The organism is Vibrio crassostreae 9ZC13, from assembly GCF_000272045.2.
In the GTDB taxonomy this organism is placed as follows: Bacteria; Pseudomonadota; Gammaproteobacteria; order Enterobacterales; family Vibrionaceae; genus Vibrio; species Vibrio crassostreae_C.
This window is the reverse complement of the sequence record NZ_AJYZ02000041.1, coordinates 895,272-913,298: the sequence shown is the minus strand read 5'-3', so window position 1 is coordinate 913,298 and position 18,027 is coordinate 895,272. Positions and strand designations below refer to the sequence as shown.

The 18,027-nt window shown below is 44.7% G+C and carries 16 protein-coding genes; 7 read left to right on the top strand and 9 right to left on the bottom strand.

Features of this window, described 5'->3' with window-relative positions:
• Window positions 1–430: 430 nt before the first annotated feature.
• A complete protein-coding gene (gene speB / locus A136_RS18495) occupies window positions 431–1,357 on the bottom strand; it encodes an agmatinase (RefSeq protein WP_017063610.1) in 927 nt (308 codons plus the stop codon).
• Complete coding sequence (speA, locus tag A136_RS18490; protein ID WP_032546791.1) at window positions 1,357–3,264, bottom strand: arginine decarboxylase; 1,908 nt, start codon at window positions 3,262–3,264, stop codon at window positions 1,357–1,359. The genes speB and speA overlap by 1 nt, the downstream gene beginning before the upstream one ends.
• Window positions 3,265–3,825: 561 nt before the next feature.
• On the opposite strand from speA, the gene A136_RS18485 reads away from it, so the two are divergent.
• The 4 genes from A136_RS18485 (at window position 3,826) to A136_RS18470 (ending at window position 9,276) form a co-directional block, all read left to right on the top strand.
• A complete protein-coding gene (locus tag A136_RS18485) occupies window positions 3,826–5,262 on the top strand; it encodes a coniferyl aldehyde dehydrogenase (RefSeq protein WP_017063608.1) in 1,437 nt (478 codons plus the stop codon).
• Window positions 5,259–5,837, top strand: a complete 579-nt coding sequence (locus A136_RS18480) for a TetR/AcrR family transcriptional regulator (RefSeq protein WP_017063607.1) — start codon at window positions 5,259–5,261, stop codon at window positions 5,835–5,837. The genes A136_RS18485 and A136_RS18480 overlap by 4 nt, the downstream gene beginning before the upstream one ends.
• Window positions 5,838–6,348: 511 nt before the next feature.
• Window positions 6,349–7,923 (top strand): ABC-F family ATP-binding cassette domain-containing protein, encoded by a 1,575-nt coding sequence (locus tag A136_RS18475; protein ID WP_017063606.1) that lies wholly within the window; start codon window positions 6,349–6,351, stop codon window positions 7,921–7,923.
• 114 nt (window positions 7,924–8,037) lie between these two features.
• Window positions 8,038–9,276 carry a leucine-rich repeat-containing protein kinase family protein gene (locus A136_RS18470; RefSeq protein WP_017063605.1) on the top strand — a complete coding sequence of 413 codons (1,239 nt, stop codon included), beginning with the start codon at window positions 8,038–8,040 and terminating at the stop codon, window positions 9,274–9,276.
• An 81-nt stretch (window positions 9,277–9,357) separates the two neighbouring features.
• On the opposite strand, the gene A136_RS18465 is transcribed toward A136_RS18470, so the two are convergent.
• The 7 genes from A136_RS18465 to A136_RS18435 form a co-directional block, all read right to left on the bottom strand.
• Entirely contained in the window at window positions 9,358–9,807 is a 450-nt protein-coding gene (locus A136_RS18465) for a hypothetical protein (RefSeq protein ID WP_017063604.1), read from the bottom strand.
• 68 nt (window positions 9,808–9,875) lie between these two features.
• Entirely contained in the window at window positions 9,876–10,190 is a 315-nt protein-coding gene (gene yqfB, locus A136_RS18460) for a N(4)-acetylcytidine aminohydrolase (RefSeq protein ID WP_017063603.1), read from the bottom strand.
• A gap of 224 nt (window positions 10,191–10,414) precedes the next feature.
• Window positions 10,415–10,768, bottom strand: coding sequence for a 50S ribosomal protein L20 (gene rplT / locus A136_RS18455; RefSeq protein ID WP_004733517.1), 354 nt, complete (start codon window positions 10,766–10,768; stop codon window positions 10,415–10,417).
• A gap of 42 nt (window positions 10,769–10,810) precedes the next feature.
• Window positions 10,811–11,005, bottom strand: a complete 195-nt coding sequence (rpmI, locus tag A136_RS18450; RefSeq protein WP_004738430.1) for a 50S ribosomal protein L35 — start codon at window positions 11,003–11,005, stop codon at window positions 10,811–10,813.
• 104 nt (window positions 11,006–11,109) lie between these two features.
• Entirely contained in the window at window positions 11,110–11,661 is a 552-nt protein-coding gene (infC, locus tag A136_RS18445) for a translation initiation factor IF-3 (protein ID WP_076654893.1), read from the bottom strand.
• A gap of 2 nt (window positions 11,662–11,663) precedes the next feature.
• On the bottom strand, window positions 11,664–13,592 hold the full coding sequence (thrS, locus tag A136_RS18440; RefSeq protein WP_017059786.1) for a threonine--tRNA ligase: 1,929 nt from the start codon (window positions 13,590–13,592) through the stop codon (window positions 11,664–11,666).
• A gap of 383 nt (window positions 13,593–13,975) precedes the next feature.
• Window positions 13,976–14,719, bottom strand: coding sequence for a sporulation protein (locus A136_RS18435; protein WP_017063601.1), 744 nt, complete (start codon window positions 14,717–14,719; stop codon window positions 13,976–13,978).
• A 181-nt stretch (window positions 14,720–14,900) separates the two neighbouring features.
• On the opposite strand from A136_RS18435, the gene hutC reads away from it, so the two are divergent.
• The 3 genes from hutC (at window position 14,901) to hutG (ending at window position 17,993) form a co-directional block, all read left to right on the top strand.
• A complete protein-coding gene (hutC, locus tag A136_RS18430) occupies window positions 14,901–15,614 on the top strand; it encodes a histidine utilization repressor (RefSeq protein WP_017063600.1) in 714 nt (237 codons plus the stop codon).
• A gap of 113 nt (window positions 15,615–15,727) precedes the next feature.
• Complete coding sequence (gene hutI, locus A136_RS18425; protein ID WP_029235149.1) at window positions 15,728–16,978, top strand: imidazolonepropionase; 1,251 nt, start codon at window positions 15,728–15,730, stop codon at window positions 16,976–16,978.
• Window positions 16,965–17,993 (top strand): formimidoylglutamase, encoded by a 1,029-nt coding sequence (gene hutG / locus A136_RS18420; RefSeq protein WP_017063598.1) that lies wholly within the window; start codon window positions 16,965–16,967, stop codon window positions 17,991–17,993. The genes hutI and hutG overlap by 14 nt, the downstream gene beginning before the upstream one ends.
• The last annotated feature ends 34 nt before the right edge of the window (window positions 17,994–18,027 follow it).

Sequence of the window (18,027 nt, the reverse complement as noted above, 5' to 3'; positions counted from 1 at the left end):
TTTCACAAATCTAGGCATTCACTTTAGTTTGTTCATGGACTAAGCAAAAGTTTATAGGGTGTTGATTAATATGCAATAAAACGCATACCTTAATTACACCTCAAATTTTTATAAATATATACAGTAATAAAGTTGATAAATCATTAGGATTTATGGGCGATTGATAGGGTCGATATATACCTAAACCCCAAAGAAGAACTAAATCCCATATTTGAGACAAGGTGCAGCATAAAGCTGATGAGAAACTGTTCAAACACCGTATATGGCGTCAATTACATATACAACAGTTAGAGTATTGAATGGGTATACAGGGACAATGAGTAGAAGTTGCAAATGGATATTTCGAGGTATCCAAAAAAGCCCACTAAGTTGAACCTTAGTGGGCTTTAAAATCAGTATATAGCGTTATGCTGTTAGCAATGACACACAACTATTTAGCAAGGCGATTTGCAGTCCAGACGTAAAGCAGCTCGAGAGCAATCGTCGCACCAGCCAATGCCGTAATTTCGCTTTGGTCATAGGCAGGAGACACTTCTACAACGTCCATACCAACCATGTTGATACCCTGTAAGCCACGGATGATTTTGAGCACTTTATCTGAGTTCAAACCACCACATACTGGTGTGCCGGTACCCGGAGCAAAAGCAGGATCCAGACAATCGATATCAAACGTTAAGTACACTGGCTTATTACCAACAATACCTTTCACTTGAGCAATGATCTCGTCCACGCTCATGTCGTTCGCTTGCATCGCGTTAATAACGTTAAAGCCGTGCCCTTCCTGCTTGTACTCTGTACGAATACCAATTTGCACTGAATGTTCAGGCGAAATTAAACCTTCATTTGGCGCATGGTAGAACATAGTACCGTGATCGTAACGACTACCCTGACTGTAAGTGTCAGTGTGCGCGTCGAAGTGAATCAGAGCCATCTCACCGTACTTCTTGCCATATGCTCTTAACAAAGGCAGTGTAATGAAGTGATCGCCACCTAATCCAAGCAATGTTTTACCGCTATTTAAAATCGCATCAGCCGCCGCTTCTAAACGTTGAGTTAGGTCTTCTGCATCACCGCAATCAAACACAAGGTCGCCAGCATCAATGACCGAGGTGTGTTCAAATACATTGAAGTCCCAAGGGAATTTTTTACCTTCCCACGCCAAGTTTACTGACGCACGACGAATCGCATCAGGTCCCATACGAGCACCCGGACGACCAGACGTCGCCATATCTAACGGCGCGCCCAACACAACCACATCAGCATCGTTGTCGATTGGGTTTTGCACCAATGGACGACGCATAAACGTCATCGCATTGGAGTACAACGAGTAATCTGGTTTCGTAAATAGATCGTTCATTAAAAATCCTCAAGATAGGTGTAACCCATCAAGCCTTGCTCTAACTCTTCAAGTACGCTTTGCTGCTCTTGCGCTGGTACTTTCGCCGTTACCAATTCTTTGTAGTTCTGACGAATTAGGTCCATATCGATATGAACATAACGCATCATGTCTTCAACCGTGTCGCCTTCGTTGATGTAGTCAATGTTCGCTTCTCCGCTCTCATCAACGTTCACCACCACACTGTGCGTATCACCAAATAGGTTATGCATATCACCCAAGATCTCTTGGTATGCGCCTACTAAGAAGAAGCCCATCAGGTAAGGTTCGTCTGGATTCCATGCTGGAACTGGCAACGTTGTTTCAATGCCCTGGCCGTCAACATACTGATCGATCGTACCGTCAGAATCACATGTGATATCCAGTACTACCGCGCGTCGCTCGTCCGCATTGTCCAAACCACTTAGAGGCAATACAGGGAACACCTGATCGATACCCCAAGCATCTGGCAACGATTGGAACAAAGAGAAGTTCACGAAAAACTTATCAGCCAAACGCTCACTCAACTCATCCAAGATTGGACGGTGGTAGCGGTTCTTAGTACTCATACGAGAGCTAAGTTCATAGTTAATACGCAAAGACATCTGTTCTGCCCAAGCACGGTGCTGAAGGTTCAGCATGCCTGTCGCAAATTGGTTGTGTGCTTCTGCGATATCACTTTGCGTGTCGTTGTAGATCTCAATCAGCGCGCGGTCATCATTACCTGCATCTAACTCCAAGAAGTTCTTCCACATGTTGTTTAGCAACAGTGGTGCGTCTGCTTCTGGCGCAGCCATATCTTCCGGTGAGTAGCTTTCAGTACCAATCACGTTGGTGATCAACACAGCATGGTGCGCAGTCAGTGAGCGACCAGACTCCGAAATAATCACAGGTTGTGGCTGATTGTAGAGTTTACAAATATCCCCTACTGTCATCACGATGTTACGAGCGTACTCAAGCAAGCCGTAATTCATTGAGTTTGAAGATTGGCTACGCGTGCCGTCGTAATCGACTGCCAAGCCACCACCAACATCTAAGAACTTCAGTTGAACGCCAATATCACGCAGTTCACAGTAGAAACGAGCTGCTTCACTCACGCCATTTCGCACGTCACGAATGTTTGCCATTTGTGAACCTAGGTGGAAGTGCACAAGTTCAAGTACATCCAGCTGGTCTTCGGCTTTCAAGCGTTCGATAACAGTAAGCACTTGTGATGCAGACAAACCGAATTTCGACTTCTCACCACCACTTGCTTGCCATTTACCTGCGCCTTGAGAAGCAAGACGGATACGTAAACCCAAACGAGGTTTTACGCCAAGTGCTTTCGCTTCAGAAAGAACAAGATCAAGCTCAGACAACTTCTCTAGAACGATAAAGACTTTGTGGCCTAGCTTTTCGCCAATCAGCGCAAGACGGATGTATTCTCTGTCTTTGTAACCGTTACACACGATCACAGAGCTCGCTTTTTGAGCCAGCGCCAATACCGCTAATAGTTCAGGTTTGCTGCCCGCCTCTAGTCCTAGCTGCTTTTGCTCTAATTGAGCTTGGCTCGCTAAGATCTCATCAACCACTTCTTTTTGTTGGTTAACTTTAATCGGATAAACAAGTAGGTAACGATTGTCGTACTGATATTCGTCGATCGCTTGGTTAAATGCGTTACAGATATTGTGCACACGTTGATGCACTATTTGAGGAAAACGCACAAGAGCAGGTAAACCAATATTTCTTTGCTCTAACTGTTTTACGATCTTACTTAGTGGGACTTGATGATCCGTCTCGCTCGGTGAAACATACACCTCACCGTTATCATCAATTCCATAAAAACCTTGGCTCCAGTGCTTTACATTATACTCAGCACGGATGCGTTCCAAATTAACCGAATTTTCCAATTCTAGAGACCTCACACTATAGGGCCATCGACAGAAGATACCTCTTTGGAATAGCGAGGTATAACCCAACAAAAAGCGTTCAAAAACGATTTGTTGGCTGCATTAACCGATATTATTAAGAGCGAGTCCAACCATTGATATTTGTGGTGACGATTACGTTTTTTTATCGACAGATCGACTTAAAATGACAGGTAAGGAATTACAAGGTTTTAGGGTAAAAAACAGGCTGAAGCGCATTAAATATAAAGCAATTTCTCACATTAAATTAGGGAGAAAAAATGTGCAGAAACCAAAAGATTTTTAGTAAATTGAGTGAGGTTAAGTCAGAGTTGTGACAAATATAAGCACTTCACAATCTGAACTCTCGCTATCACCAACACAGCTTGTGTCCCGCGATTCGATGCCGATAAACACTTCATTCTTCCTACTAGAACTCGCTCACTTCAATGTTGTAACCGCTCAATTTTTGAACTTTTCTCGCGCATATCTTGTATTCGGTTCAATCTTCTTGTAATTTTAACTGACCAACCAATCGGTCAGCCTTAGAATTTAGGGGATACTATGAGCCATAATCTAGACCTTGAACCAAACACGTCGAGCACCAACGACATGGATCAAATATTCAACCGACAACAAGATCACTACCGTAACAACGTTAATCCAACACTTGATCAGAGACGAAATGATCTCTCAGTCTTGAAAAAACTATTAATGCGCTACCAAGAGCAGTTAATTGAAGCGGTATCAGAAGATTATGGCCATCGAGCAGAGCACGACAGCTTAATTGCTGACATCACCCCTTCCCTACACCAGATCAATTACAGTGATAAAAACCTGAAGAAGTGGTTGAAGCCTTCACGTCGAAAAGCCGGCTTGATGCTAACACCAGCCAAGATTACTGTGCATTATCAGCCAGTAGGTGTGGTTGGTATCATCGTGCCTTGGAACTTCCCAGTCATGCTCTCTTTAGGCCCTCTGATCACAGCGTTAGCAGCGGGCAACACGGCGATGCTCAAGATGTCGGAGTTTACTCCAGCGACCAACCGAGTTTTAAAAGCGATGTTGGCCGAAGGCTTTAGTGAAGATCAGATCGCTGTTATCGAAGGCGAAGCTGACGTTTCCGCTAAATTTAGCCAACTGCCGTTTGACCATATCCTTTTCACAGGCTCAACCGCTGTGGGTAAACACGTTATGAGAGCAGCGGCTAACAACTTAACACCAGTTACCCTGGAGTTAGGCGGCAAATCTCCAACCATCATTGCCCCTGATTTTGATGTAGCTGACGCTGTTGAACGTATCCTGTTTGCAAAAAGCTTAAACGCTGGCCAGATATGTGTAGCGCCTGATTACATCTTATTGCCGCGAGAAAAATCGGACGAGTTCATCACAGCCTATAAGCGTTATTTCAAGAAGCTTTATAAAGCCGGTATTGAGAGCAAAGACTTAACCTCAGTGATCAACATGCGCCAATACAATCGCTTGAAAGGTGTTATCGAAGACGCACAAGCCAAAGGCGCGGTTATTCACACTGTCACCGAACAAGCACAAGATGATGTAAACCACAGAATGACGCCACACCTTCTAACCGAAGTGAACGACGATATGGTTGCGATGCAAGAAGAGTTGTTTGGCCCTATTCTGCCTATCGTGCCTTATGACTCTATTGAAGAAGCGATCAGCTACATCACAGCAAGAGAACGTCCACTTGCTCTGTATCTGATGAGTCATGATAAACAGACCCAAGACCAGTTCTTATCGAATACGCATTCTGGCGGTGTTTGTATCAACGACTCGCTAGTGCATGTGGCAGCAGAAGATGCGCCGTTCGGTGGCATTGGCCCTTCAGGCATGGGACACTATCACGGTATTGAAGGCTTCAAGACCTTTAGCCATGCCAAAACCGTTCTAAGTAGAGGAAAAATTAACTTCACTAAGTTAATGCACCCTCCTTACAACAACCCAATTAAAAAGATTCTGTTCAAAGTACTAAATAGATGATTACGAAAAGGCAAAAAATCCTAGATGCTGCGCTCCTGCTCTTTTCTCAGCAAGGGCTCGAGGGCACATCTACAGGACAAATAGCGAAAACAGCAGGCGTAGCAAAGGCGACACTGTTTCACCACTTCGAGAACAAATCTCTACTGATTGATGAACTGTTTCGTGAACTGAAAATAGAGCTATTTTCTACCCTTGACCAGCACACCGAAATCGCTGAACAAGATCGCTACCAAGCCTTTAAGTTCATGTGGATCACAGGGCTTGAATGGGCGCTAGAAAATCCAGTTGCGATGAAGTTTTTCACCAATGTTCATTTCGACCCAACGACTCAAACTCGAGAAGTCATCGTCTCAAAGATGTTCGCATCGTTAGACGAGATCATTTTGAAAGGACAAGAAACTGGTGAACTGATGGTATTAGACATCAATCTTGTTAGGCACTTCATCCACAGCCACTTTTTGATTTGTGCAAACTGGTTAATTGAACAGAATGAGTTGCCACCAGAGCAGTCAGCCAAGTACATCAGCGATAGCTTTGACATGTGCTGGCGAGCTGTCGGCGGGCAAACCAAGTAGCTTTAAGCCCAAGGCTCTAAGCTCTAAGCTCTAAACCCAAAGATATAAATTCTAGACTCAACTTATTTCCAATAATGATCACTAAAGCGCCACACAGGCGCTTTAATTATTTGAACACAATTTAACCACCTCAGCATATTGACTCAGAGTACGTTCTTTCAGTACCATCCCACCATCATTTCAAAAGAGAATAACGCCATAATGAAGTACTAACATCCTGACATCCGATTTATTTTTATAAAAATCATTTGGACACTCGGGGTTAGTGGGCGTTACTTCGTCATCTATTTTCGCGACAAATCAAGTTCTTAAAGATCCGTATTTTGACAACATGCATCTTGCAGAACTGTACCTCAAAGGCAGAAATTATCTCAACGCAACTTTTCTATCTTTGATTGGTCATCTACCTAAGTAACGTCTTGGCGATCTATTCTTAAACTCCTATGTTGGAGCCTATGTAGAAAAGCGCCTCACCCCTTTTACTCGTTTACACGTAAAGGGAGGTATTTTTATGCCTACTATATTAGCCAACAATCTCTCATTCCAGCTCGATACTGGTGAGTGGTTATTCAAAGACATCACCTTTATTTTGAGCTGTCGCCTGACAGGCTTGGTCGGAAGAAATGGGGCTGGGAAGTCACTACTGCTTTCGTTACTGGTCGGGCAAACACAACCCACATCAGGCAGCATTTCCAAACAAGGCTCGATCGGCTTTTACTCCCAGTTGCCTTCAAAGCTATTGGATAGCACAACCAGCATTGCTGACTTCTTGGGGATCACCGAAAAGTTAGACGCATTACATGCCATAGAACAAGGCAGCTGCGAACTTCAGCACTTCAATATCGTTGGCGAGGATTGGGATTTACAAGCGAACACAAAGCAACTTTTAGCCACATTGAAAATAACCAGTGGGTTAACCACACCGTGCCATACATTGAGCGGCGGGCAGCTATCCCTATTGCAGCTTCATCGCTTATTCGTATCAAACTACGACGTACTGATTCTCGACGAACCGACAAACCATTTGGATAGCGACGGGCGTAATTGGTTACTAGAACAGTGCCAGTTATTTGAAGGAAAAGTGCTTGTCGTCAGTCACGATCGAAGCTTATTGAGACACATGGAAGGGATCTATCATCTCAACAGTTTGGGATTACGTTTCTACAAAGGAAACTACGATGATTACTTCACGCAAATGTCGAGTCAAAGTGAAGCACTGGACAAGCAGATAACGCATCATCAATCGGAAAAGAAACGACTCGAGCGCCAAGCTCAGATTAACAAGGAAAAAGCTCAACAACGTGAGGCTCAAGGTAACCGACTCCGAAAATCAGGTAGCCAACCCAAGATATTATTGGATGCCATGAAAGATAAAGCAGGGCGAACCCAAGGCGCATCGGCAACAAGCCACAAGAACTTAAAGGATCAAAACCAACATAAGCTTCAATCTCTTAAAGAACAGCAAGAGCAACTGAAGCCGCAAGCGTTGTACCTACAACAAGCGAATGCTACTAAAAAACACTCACTATTAACCGTTGAAGAGTGTCGCCTAAATTTTGGTTCTGGTGTTCCTATTAGCTTATCTCTATCACAAGGCGAACGATGCTATCTAACCGGGGCTAACGGGTGCGGAAAATCGACTCTGTTAAAAGCCATTCATGGCCAGCACTCGAACTATATCGGATCCATTAAGCGCTTAGGGGCGACCGTATACTTGGATCAACATTTTGGCCTGTTAGACACCAACGACACCATATTCGATAGTTTGATGACACACAGCTTTGGGTTAACAGAAAGTGACGCACGAACCTTGCTCGCTGGAATAGGGTTCAGGCGAGACTCCGTATACCGAAAAGTGTCTCATTTAAGTGGTGGTGAAAAAATGAAACTGGCGATGTTGATCGTTAGCCACAAACAAGACACCCCGCTTCTATTGCTCGATGAACCGGACAACCATCTAGACATCGACTCAAAGCAAGTATTGGCGTCCGCTTTACGTGAATACCAAGGCGCATTTATCTTGGTGAGTCATGATGCTGATTTTGTTAAGGAGGTCGGCGTCAGCCAAAACCATATACGACTTTAACCTTCGTAAATTCGTTCACTTAGTGTAGTTACGCGAGCATCGCTCCGGTGCTCGCCTTTCTCGATTGAGACAAGTAAACTACACGCCTCGAACATCTATTCATAAGGCTAAGGTTTGCATACTCTAGAACAATTAAAATCAGGGCAACTTAAAGGTATTAAGCGCTTAAAACTGTCGGAAAGTCTCACCGAGTTTCCTCTAGAAATCATAGAGCTTGCAGATTCTCTTGAGATCCTAGACCTTTCAGGTAATCAGCTGTCAGACCTACCAGCCGAGTTATCAAAGCTAACTAACCTGCGTATTATCTTCGCGTCGAATAACCTGTTTACGCACCTGCCTGATGTTCTTGGGTCACTTCCTAAGCTTGAAATGATCGGTTTCAAGACCAACCAAATCAAAACCGTAAGTGAAGTATCTCTACCACCTCAATTACGCTGGTTGATCCTGACCGACAATGAGATTGAGGCCCTGCCTAGCTCACTAGGTGAAAGACCGCGACTACAGAAACTGGCATTGGCGGGTAACAAGATTCGCGTGTTACCAGAAAGCATGGAAAACCTATCCAACCTTGAGCTAGTTCGCCTGTCTGCAAACCAGTTGACTGAATTCCCAGAGTTCCTTATCAAGCTACCAAAACTGGCTTGGTTAGCGTTTGCGGGTAACCCGTTTTGCAAACACCCTAGCAGCTTAGATAGTGTACCTGCGGTTAGCTCTCAAAGCTATTCACTGAATCAAGTACTTGGCCAAGGCGCATCTGGCGTGATCTCGCATGCAAGCTGGCTAAACAGCGACTTCGATTTTCCACAGGAAGTGGCGGTTAAAGTGTTTAAAGGCGAAGTCACCAGTGACGGCTACCCACATGATGAACTGGAAGCGTGCTTGCAGGCTGGACACCATAACAACTTGGTAAAATCTATCGCCCAAGTAGAGGAACAAGATTACCTAGCTTTGGTGATGGAACTCATTCCAAACAGCTACTACAACCTAGGGCTACCACCAACACTCGAGACTTGCACGCGTGATACTTTCCCAGAAGGTTTCGAACTTTCAATTGCTCAAATCAATAGCATTACAGAGCAGATGATTGATGTGTTTGAACACCTTCATGCCAATAAAGTCTCTCATGGTGATCTATACGCTCACAACACTTTAGTGAACGAACAAGGTCAGATGATCTTTGGTGACTTTGGCGCTGCGACTATCTACGGCTACCTAACTGAAGAACATCAACAAGGTATTCGCCGAATTGAAGCACGTGCATTGAAGTACTTTATTGAAGACCTACTGACGATTTGTGCAAAGCAAGATCAAGACAGCGAGCTTTATACTCGATTGGCGAACTTCGAAGCTTAATAGAAGTATTCAGTCAGATTGAAGACAACAAAGCCAACATCACTGTTGGCTTTTTTATATGCTAATTAAACGAACCAGCGTTTAGCTTTCAACTTGAACAAGCTTCAAGTACGAATGCAGCTCTCCGCTCTTATACTCAACCGCAGAGTGAATATTAAGGTCAGCACGAGCCACAACAGCAAACTGGTAGCAGTTCTCACCCTTCAGAATCTCGACGTGTAACAAACCGTCTTTTAGTTGCCACTGCCCTGTTGTTTCAAATCGGTCGAACAAACGATATTCAATCAAAGAACCGTCAGCATTGAAGTGCACTTCAGTGATGTAACCGCCGGGGCAGCTCTTCACCCAAACTCGATTCTCGATATCACTGACCGTAAAGTTACGCCTTGTGTCACGCCACGCTAGAAAGCCTTCGCTATCATAAAGAGCAATGTCGAGATCAGTTCTAGAGATTAACGGCTGCTCATTTTGCTCACGACAATAAAGTTGAAGCAAAATTTGCTGAACTGTTTCGCTCTGTAATTCACTCATTGTGGCTTCCCTTTATCATTGCTCTGCGTTAGACGCAGTATTGATCAACAAATTCTATTTAAAGCGGGCTACACAAGCTCGTAAGAAACCACATACAGTTGAGAGATACCCGGGTAGATATCTTGAATCACGTCTTTCAGTACTTGCAGCGTCATGTTCTCTTGCTGAGCATGGAACTCACCTAAGTCATCAAACAAAATTGGCTCAACGCTGATGATCTTAAGATTACAGAACACACGGTCTTGCTCTAGCGTCGATACTTCCACAACACTGCCTGGCTGGTAGTCTCGCTCAGATTCATCACGAATAGTAATCGTCTTCTTGCCAGATAGGATGTCAGTTTCAAAACGTTCGAAGAACGTCATAGTGGTCGGTGCGGTCATTTATTTCGGTCGCTTTACATTTAAAGGTTAGGTAAATGTTTATATACCAGAATGCGTGTTCAAGCGAATAAAAATTAGGTGCGGGATGCGAGATGCGAGATGCGAGATGCGAGATGCGAGATGCGAGATGCGAGATGCGAGAGAGTATGGCAAAGCCAAATTACAGGCAATAAAAAAGGAGAACCGAAGTTCTCCTTTTCTTAAACCTTTAAGCTAACTCTAAATTATAGAGATGCTTTCGCTTTTTCAACTAGAACAGCAAATGCTGCTTTGTCGAATACTGCGATGTCAGCAAGAATCTTACGGTCGATCTCGATAGATGCTTTCTTTAGGCCATTGATGAAACGGCTGTAAGATAGACCATTTTGACGAGATGCCGCGTTGATACGTGCAATCCAAAGTTGACGGAATTGACGTTTCTTGTTGCGACGGTCACGGTAAGCGTATTGACCAGCTTTGGTAACTGCTTGGAAAGCTACGCGGTAAACACGTGAACGTGCTCCGTAGTAACCTTTAGCTTGTTTTAGAACTTTCTTATGACGTGCACGAGCTTGTACACCACGTTTTACGCGAGGCATTATGCTTCTCCTAAACTAAACGAATTTATAAACTAAAAAGAATTAAGCGTATGGCATCATACGTAGAACTTGAGCAACTTCACATTTAGGAAGGATCGAGTTCGGACGTAGCTGACGCTTGTTCTTAGTAGTACGCTTAGTCAGGATGTGACGTTTACCAGCGTGCTTAAACTTAATACCACCAGCAGTTTTCTGGAAACGCTTAGCAGCACCTTTGTTGGTTTTCATCTTAGGCATGATGAATAACTCCGCATTGTTGAGTTGTTAATAACATAGTAATTAGGGCGAATAAAACCCCGCAACCTGAGGCTGCAGGGTTTAATTACTTGCAAAGCCGTTAATTACTTCTTTTTAGGGGCCAACACCATGATCATCTGGCGACCTTCAATTCTCGTTGGGAAAGATTCGACTACTGCAAATTCTTCAGTATCCGCTTTCAAACGATTAAGAACGTCAACACCGATTTCTTGGTGAGCCATTTCGCGGCCACGGAAGCGAATTGTTACCTTCACTTTGTTGCCGTCTTCTAGGAAACCAGTCAGGTTGCGTAGTTTTACCTGATAGTCTCCAATATCAGTTCCAGGTCGGAATTTAATTTCCTTGATCTGAACCTGCTTTTGCTTCTTCTTCTGCTCTTTCGCAGCTTTGCTCTTCTCGAAGAGGAACTTACCGTAGTCCATCACACGACAAACTGGCGGCTCGGCGTTAGGGCTGATCTCTACAAGATCCATACCAGCTTCATTTGCAGCTTCCATCGCTTCAGCGATTGATACTACACCAACAGCTTCGCCGTCTGCGCCAGTTAGACGCACTTCACGAACGCCACGAATGTCACCGTTTAAACGGTGCTGGTTTTGTTTGGCCGGTTGTTGGCCACGTCTTCCGCCTTTAATAGCTATTCCTCCAGATTGAGCTTACGGCTTGAAACCTCGGCTTGGATGTATGAAATAAAGTCATCCACTTTAAATTTGCCAAGGTCCTTACCTTTACGTGTACGTACTGCAATTTCGCCGGCTTCCATTTCTTGGTCACCACACACAAGCATGAACGGTACACGTTTCAAAGTATGTTCGCGGATTTTAAAGCCAATCTTCTCATTTCTCAAGTCTGCTTTGACTCTAAATCCACTTTTTTGCAGTTTTTTCGTAATTTCTTGTACATATTCAGACTGTTTGTCTGTAATGCCCATTACAACTGCTTGTTCTGGCGCCAACCACGTTGGGAAGAAGCCAGCGTATTCTTCAATAAGAATACCAATGAAGCGTTCTAGTGAACCTAAAATCGCGCGGTGGATCATAACTGGCGTGTGACGCTCGTTATCTTCACCTACGTAAGTAGCACCTAAACGTTCTGGTAATGCAAAATCGAGCTGCACTGTACCACATTGCCAAGCGCGGTCCAAACAATCATGCAAAGTAAATTCAATCTTAGGTCCGTAGAACGCACCCTCGCCTTCTTGAATCTCGTATGCAATGTCCATTGCCTCTAGCGCTTGCTTAAGGTCAGCCTCTGCACGGTCCCACATTTCGTCTGAACCTACACGCTGTTCTGGACGAGTAGATAGCTTAACAACGATGCTTTCGAAGCCGAAAGTTGTGTAAGTATCGTAAACCATTTCAATACAAGCTTTAACTTCTTGTTGAACTTGGTCTTCAGTACAGAATACGTGAGCATCATCTTGAGTGAAGCCACGAACACGCATAATGCCGTGAAGTGCGCCAGACGGCTCGTTACGGTGACATGAGCCGAACTCAGCCATACGTAGCGGTAGATCACGGTAAGATTTCAAACCTTGGTTGAAGATTTGAACGTGACCAGGACAGTTCATTGGCTTGATAGCGTATTCACGGTTCTCTGAAGAAGTAGTGAACATCGCTTCAGCGTACTTATCCCAGTGACCAGAGCGTTCCCAAAGAACACGGTCCATCATTAATGGGCCTTTAACTTCTTGGTAATCGTACTCAGTCAGTTTTTGACGAATAAATACTTCTAGCTCACGGAAGATAGTCCAACCGTTGTGGTGCCAGAACACCATGCCTGGTGCTTCTTGCTGCATGTGGAATAGGTCAAGCGCTTTACCGATTTTACGGTGGTCACGTTTAGCCGCTTCTTCTAGGCGCACAAGGTGAGCTTTAAGTGCCTTCTTGTCGTGGAATGCAGTGCCGTAGATACGTTGAAGCATCTTGTTGTCACTGTTACCACGCCAGTATGCACCCGCTACGTTAAGTAGAGTGAAGTGCTGGCAGAAGCTCATGTTAGGCACGTGTGGACCACGACACATATCGATGTATTCTTCGTGATGGTACAGGCCTGGACGATCATCTTTAGAAACGTTCTCGTCCAAGATTTCAATCTTGTAAGTCTCGCCGCGAGCTTCGAATGCGTCGCGCGCTTCCTGCCAGCTAACTTTCTTCTTAACAACCTGGTATTTGGTCTTCGCTAGCTCTTTCATGCGCTTTTCGATCTTTTCTAGATCGTCTTGCGTTAGAGAGTGCTCAAGATCGATATCGTAGTAGAAACCGTTATCGATAGTAGGACCGATCGCCATTTTCGCTTCTGGAAAAAGCTGCTTAACCGCGTGGCCTAAAAGGTGAGCACAAGAGTGACGAACGATTTCAAGGCCATCAACTTCATCTTTAGCTGTGATGATTTCTAGGCTTGCATCGTTTTCGATAAGATCACAAGCATCAACACGCTCGCCGTCTACACGACCAGCAATGGTAGCTTTCGCAAGACCAGGACCGATTGATAGGGCAACATCTAGAGTTGATACAGGGTTGTCAAATTGACGCTGACTACCGTCAGGAAGAGTAATAATTGGCATTATTTGTCCTTTACAGTGGTGTTGCACACCAAGCAACACATGAAAATGTTTAATATATGTCTTTCAATCAACGAGTACGCTGATTGGGGATATATGCATAATAAATATACCCACATAGAAGCAAATACAGATGCCACATCTGTGAGTAGCCGAACATTGTAACGAAATAATATGAAATGACAATGTTAGTCCCGCAGCACCACAAAACTATATGACTGAAATGTCTCTTCTATATAGATCCTTCTAACGCCTAACCCATAGTTCAATCAGTAATTCGTTGGCTTTATCTACAATACAAAAAAGCCGAACGGATAAGTTCGGCTATAGAAATCGTACTGTCTTGTCTCTATTAATAGAAAAAGCGACTACTAACAGAAAGGGAACTACGCACTCATGATTCTTGATACAGCGTTGCGAATGTCTGAGTCGGCCGCATTAGCAGGTAAGCTGAATGAGATGTATTGGTCGCCGCGGAAGCTCATTGAGCGGTCGATTTCTGCTAGGCAGTGAACCATAGAGCCATCTACGATGAATGACAGCTCGATCTCTTTGTTATTCATAAAGCCGCCGCTGCGAAATTCAATCTCTTGGTAACAGCCAGAGCGAGAAGCAAAGCTGTTGCCTTTTAAGAAGCCCTTCTCTACGTCTGCTTTCACCATTGCCATGCCCGATGCTTCCACACCTTGGATAATTTTAGCGACTGTTGGCAGTGGATGAACGGAGATAAAGTCACGGTCTTTAGGATCAATCGCAAAGCCGATATCTAGGTTGGTTTCAACCCACACATGGCATTGGTTCATTTGTGCGTTCAACGCGGTGACTGGCGTTTCATCATTTAACTTAAGTCGGAATGGAACCAGTTTGGTTTCGCCCGGTTGGATAACGAAAGGCTCTACCGCTTGAATACGACCCAGTGAAAAGGTTTCGTAGCTGGTACTGTCTTCCGTTTCTACTTTTACTTCTGTGTTGAGAACCAAGTTAATCAAGTCGATTTGTTGCTCAACGTCGCCACCAACAATGTGAACATTGCCAGACAACTCTCCACCTTGGAAAACTTCAATATTATCTAAGACAGTATCAACCTTTGCTGCACCGATGCCCAACGAGGCCTTTAATTTCTTAAACATATTATTTCCCTTTCTAATCATCTGATTTACGAATAGTTATTACGTGACAATTTGCGACACTTGCCTCACAGAATCAAGCAATTTGCCCCATCTATGTTGAATAAGGTCACATTGCCCGAGGAAATGTTGAAATCGTGAAAAATTCCGTTACTCTATTTGTATAGTCAAATAAGGTTTCATTATGTCGAAAGCGCCGCTCTACCTTCAGATAAAACAGTTCATAGACGATAATATCAACAGTGGTCACTGGCCAGTGGGTTACCAAATCACCACAGAACTCGAACTCACAGAGCAGTTCAATGTGAGTCGAATGACGGTCAATAAAGCCATTCGAGATCTTGTGTCTGAAGGCAAACTCATCAGGAAGCCAAGGCTAGGTACTTTTGTTTGTGAACCAGACGAAAAAGCGCAATCTCCGCTGCTTGATATCAACAACATCGCACAAGAGATCAAAGACCGAGGTCAAACGTATGCTAGCCAGGTTATCAAGCACAAGAGCATCAAGGCAGATGAAAGCACCGCGACACGGTTAGGTGTGATGATCAATGCCGAAGTATTCTATAGTGAAATCATCCACTTTGCTGACAACACACCGATTCAATTGGAAGCGCGCTGGGTGAACTCGCAAGCCGCACCAAAATACCTAGAGCAAGACTTTTCAACCTCTACACCCAATGAATACCTTTCAAAAAGCTGCCCGTTGAGTGCAATCGAGCACACGGTTGAAGCCATTATTCCTGACTCTCAAATCAGAACGTCACTAAAGCTATCTGAATCAGAACCTTGCCTACTTTTGAATAGAAGAACATGGAGCAAAGAACGCCTCATCAGCTTTGCATTGCTCTACCATCCTGGCTCTAAGTACAAATTAAGCTCCAAGATACTTCTAGATTAAAGAACATCATCCTGATCGCCGATCACATTTTTGCAACATCAACTTGATTCAGGTCAGCGTTTAGCCTATTTATTTGTATATACATTTAATATTTAGCAAAGATCTAGGTGATTATGAATTTGATCCTCAGAAACGCACGAGTGGTCTCCATGAGTTCGGGAGCCGACGGTTATCAGCCCTCTTCCCCTCAAGATATCGTTATCGAAGACGGTAAGATCGTGTCTATCTCTTGTTCAAACCATGAGGCTCATGCTTATGAGGTAGAACAACCGAGCACTAATAACTCTGAGGATTACATCACCTATGATTGCAAGAACAAGCTCGTCACCCCAGGTCTGATTGATTGCCACACTCACCTCGTATTTGCGGGTAATCGTGCCAACGAATTTGAACAGCGTTTGAATGGTATCTCTTACACCGACATCGCCAAACAAGGCGGCGGGATTCTTGCGACAGTCACTGCAACACGCGCAGCGCAAGAGTCTGAACTGGTTGAAATGGCACTACCTAGACTCGATGGCCTGCTAAGAAGTGGCGTAACCAGCATCGAAGTAAAATCGGGCTATGGTTTAACACTTGAAGACGAACTCAAGATGTTACGTGCAGCTAAAGCGTTAGAAAATCATCGCCGAATTAAGATCACTACCACTCTCCTTGCAGCGCATGCTGTGCCACCCGAATACAAAGAGCAACCGGACAGCTATATCGATCTGGTTTGCCAAGAGATCATTCCTAAAGCTGCAGAGCAAGGGCTTGCCGATGCAGTTGACGTGTTCTGCGAATCTATCGGCTTCAACCTAGAACAAACCGAACGTGTATTTGCCGCAGCCAAAGAACACGGGCTCGCGATTAAAGGCCACACAGAACAGCTTTCTAATATGGGTGGCAGCGCGCTCGCAGCTAAATACGGCGCACTCTCTGTCGACCATGTTGAATACCTTGATGAAACCGGAGTCAAAGCGCTGGCTGAATCAGGCACAGTTGCCACCTTGCTACCCGGTGCATTCTATTTCCTTAAAGAGACTCAACAACCGCCCGTTGCCCTACTTCGTGAACACAACATTCCAATGGCGATCGCGACCGACCTAAACCCCGGCACATCTCCCTTTGCAGACTTAACGCTGATGATGAACATGAGCTGCACCCTGTTTGGTACGACGCCTGAAGAAGCGCTACGCGGTGTAACTTGTAACGCGGCGGCTGCCATTGGTAAGTCACAAACCAAAGGCAAAGTCGAAATCGGTTATGCCGCAGATTTGGCTATCTGGAACATCGACCACCCTGCAGATCTAAGCTATCAAGTCGGTGTTCCTCACCTGCATAAACGCATTGTTAATGGCGAGGTGTGTCATGACTCAATCTAAATCCAACGGTATCCAAGAGAACGCAACAACCGTGCATAACTTTGTGTGGACCGGACGTAATGATCTTGAAGATGGCGCACTCGGTACTCGCGTTCATCACATTACCAAGCAAGTGCAAAGTAGTGAGTTAAGTGACAAGCTGACTGACGGTGATATCGCCTTGGTAGGCTTTGCCAGCGATGCCGGTGTTGCAAGAAATAAAGGACGCGTGGGCGCGAAACAAGCACCTAACTTGATACGCCAAGCGTTGGCGAATATGGCTTGGCACAGTGACGCACACATCGCCGATCTTGGTGATATCGAGTGCAATGATGGTCAATTAGAAGTCAGCCAAAAACAGTGTGCTTCTGTGATTGCCAATGCCTTAGCAACCAACAAAGTGATTACCCTTGGCGGTGGTCACGAGGTGGCTTGGGCAACGTTCCAAGGTCTCGCTGAGCACCTAAATAAAATTCAATCAGAACACAATCCTAAGATCGGCATCGTTAATTTTGATGCTCACTTTGATCTTCGTGAATTTGAAAGCGACATCACCGATGTTAAACCGAGCTCAGGCACACCATTTAACCAGATAAGTGATTACTGCCACACACATCAGTGGCCGTTTCATTACGCTTGTCTTGGTGTGAGTGCCGCCAGCAATACCAAAGCGCTGTTTAACAAAGCTGACCAACTGGGCGTGTGGTATGAACACGACCGCAACATGACCCAAGTGAATCAAGTCGCTCAACTGATCAAGTTACAAAAATTCATCGCTGAGTGTGATTATCTCTATCTCACCATTGATCTCGATGTTTTCCCCGCAGCTACTGCGCCGGGCGTAAGTGCACCAGCGGCAAGAGGCGTGAGCTATGAAGCGCTTGCTCCTTTTCTAGAACAGATTTTCCAACACAGTGAAAAACTCATTATCGCGGACATAGCGGAATACAACCCAGACTACGACGTCGATGGCCAAACGGCTCGATTAGCGGCTCGTTTATGTTGGGATATTGCCAGTGCAATGGCCAGCGACTAATCCAGCTATACCGATACCGATAACTACAACTACA

Bases quoted from the DNA above. Each gene is read 5' to 3' on its own strand.
- speB (WP_017063610.1), bottom strand. From the start codon at position 1,357: ATGAACGATCTATTTACGAAACCAGATTACTCGTTGTACTCCAATGCG.
- A136_RS18485 (WP_017063608.1), top strand. From the start codon at position 3,826: ATGAGCCATAATCTAGACCTTGAACCAAACACGTCGAGCACCAACGAC.
- A136_RS18480 (WP_017063607.1), top strand. From the start codon at position 5,259: ATGATTACGAAAAGGCAAAAAATCCTAGATGCTGCGCTCCTGCTCTTT.
- A136_RS18475 (WP_017063606.1), top strand. From the start codon at position 6,349: ATGCCTACTATATTAGCCAACAATCTCTCATTCCAGCTCGATACTGGT.
- A136_RS18465 (WP_017063604.1), bottom strand. From the start codon at position 9,807: ATGAGTGAATTACAGAGCGAAACAGTTCAGCAAATTTTGCTTCAACTT.
- yqfB (WP_017063603.1), bottom strand. From the start codon at position 10,190: ATGACCGCACCGACCACTATGACGTTCTTCGAACGTTTTGAAACTGAC.
- rplT (WP_004733517.1), bottom strand. From the start codon at position 10,768: ATGCCTCGCGTAAAACGTGGTGTACAAGCTCGTGCACGTCATAAGAAA.
- rpmI (WP_004738430.1), bottom strand. From the start codon at position 11,005: ATGCCTAAGATGAAAACCAACAAAGGTGCTGCTAAGCGTTTCCAGAAA.
- thrS (WP_017059786.1), bottom strand. From the start codon at position 13,592: ATGCCAATTATTACTCTTCCTGACGGTAGTCAGCGTCAATTTGACAAC.
- A136_RS18435 (WP_017063601.1), bottom strand. From the start codon at position 14,719: ATGTTTAAGAAATTAAAGGCCTCGTTGGGCATCGGTGCAGCAAAGGTT.
- hutC (WP_017063600.1), top strand. From the start codon at position 14,901: ATGTCGAAAGCGCCGCTCTACCTTCAGATAAAACAGTTCATAGACGAT.
- hutI (WP_029235149.1), top strand. From the start codon at position 15,728: ATGAATTTGATCCTCAGAAACGCACGAGTGGTCTCCATGAGTTCGGGA.
- hutG (WP_017063598.1), top strand. From the start codon at position 16,965: ATGACTCAATCTAAATCCAACGGTATCCAAGAGAACGCAACAACCGTG.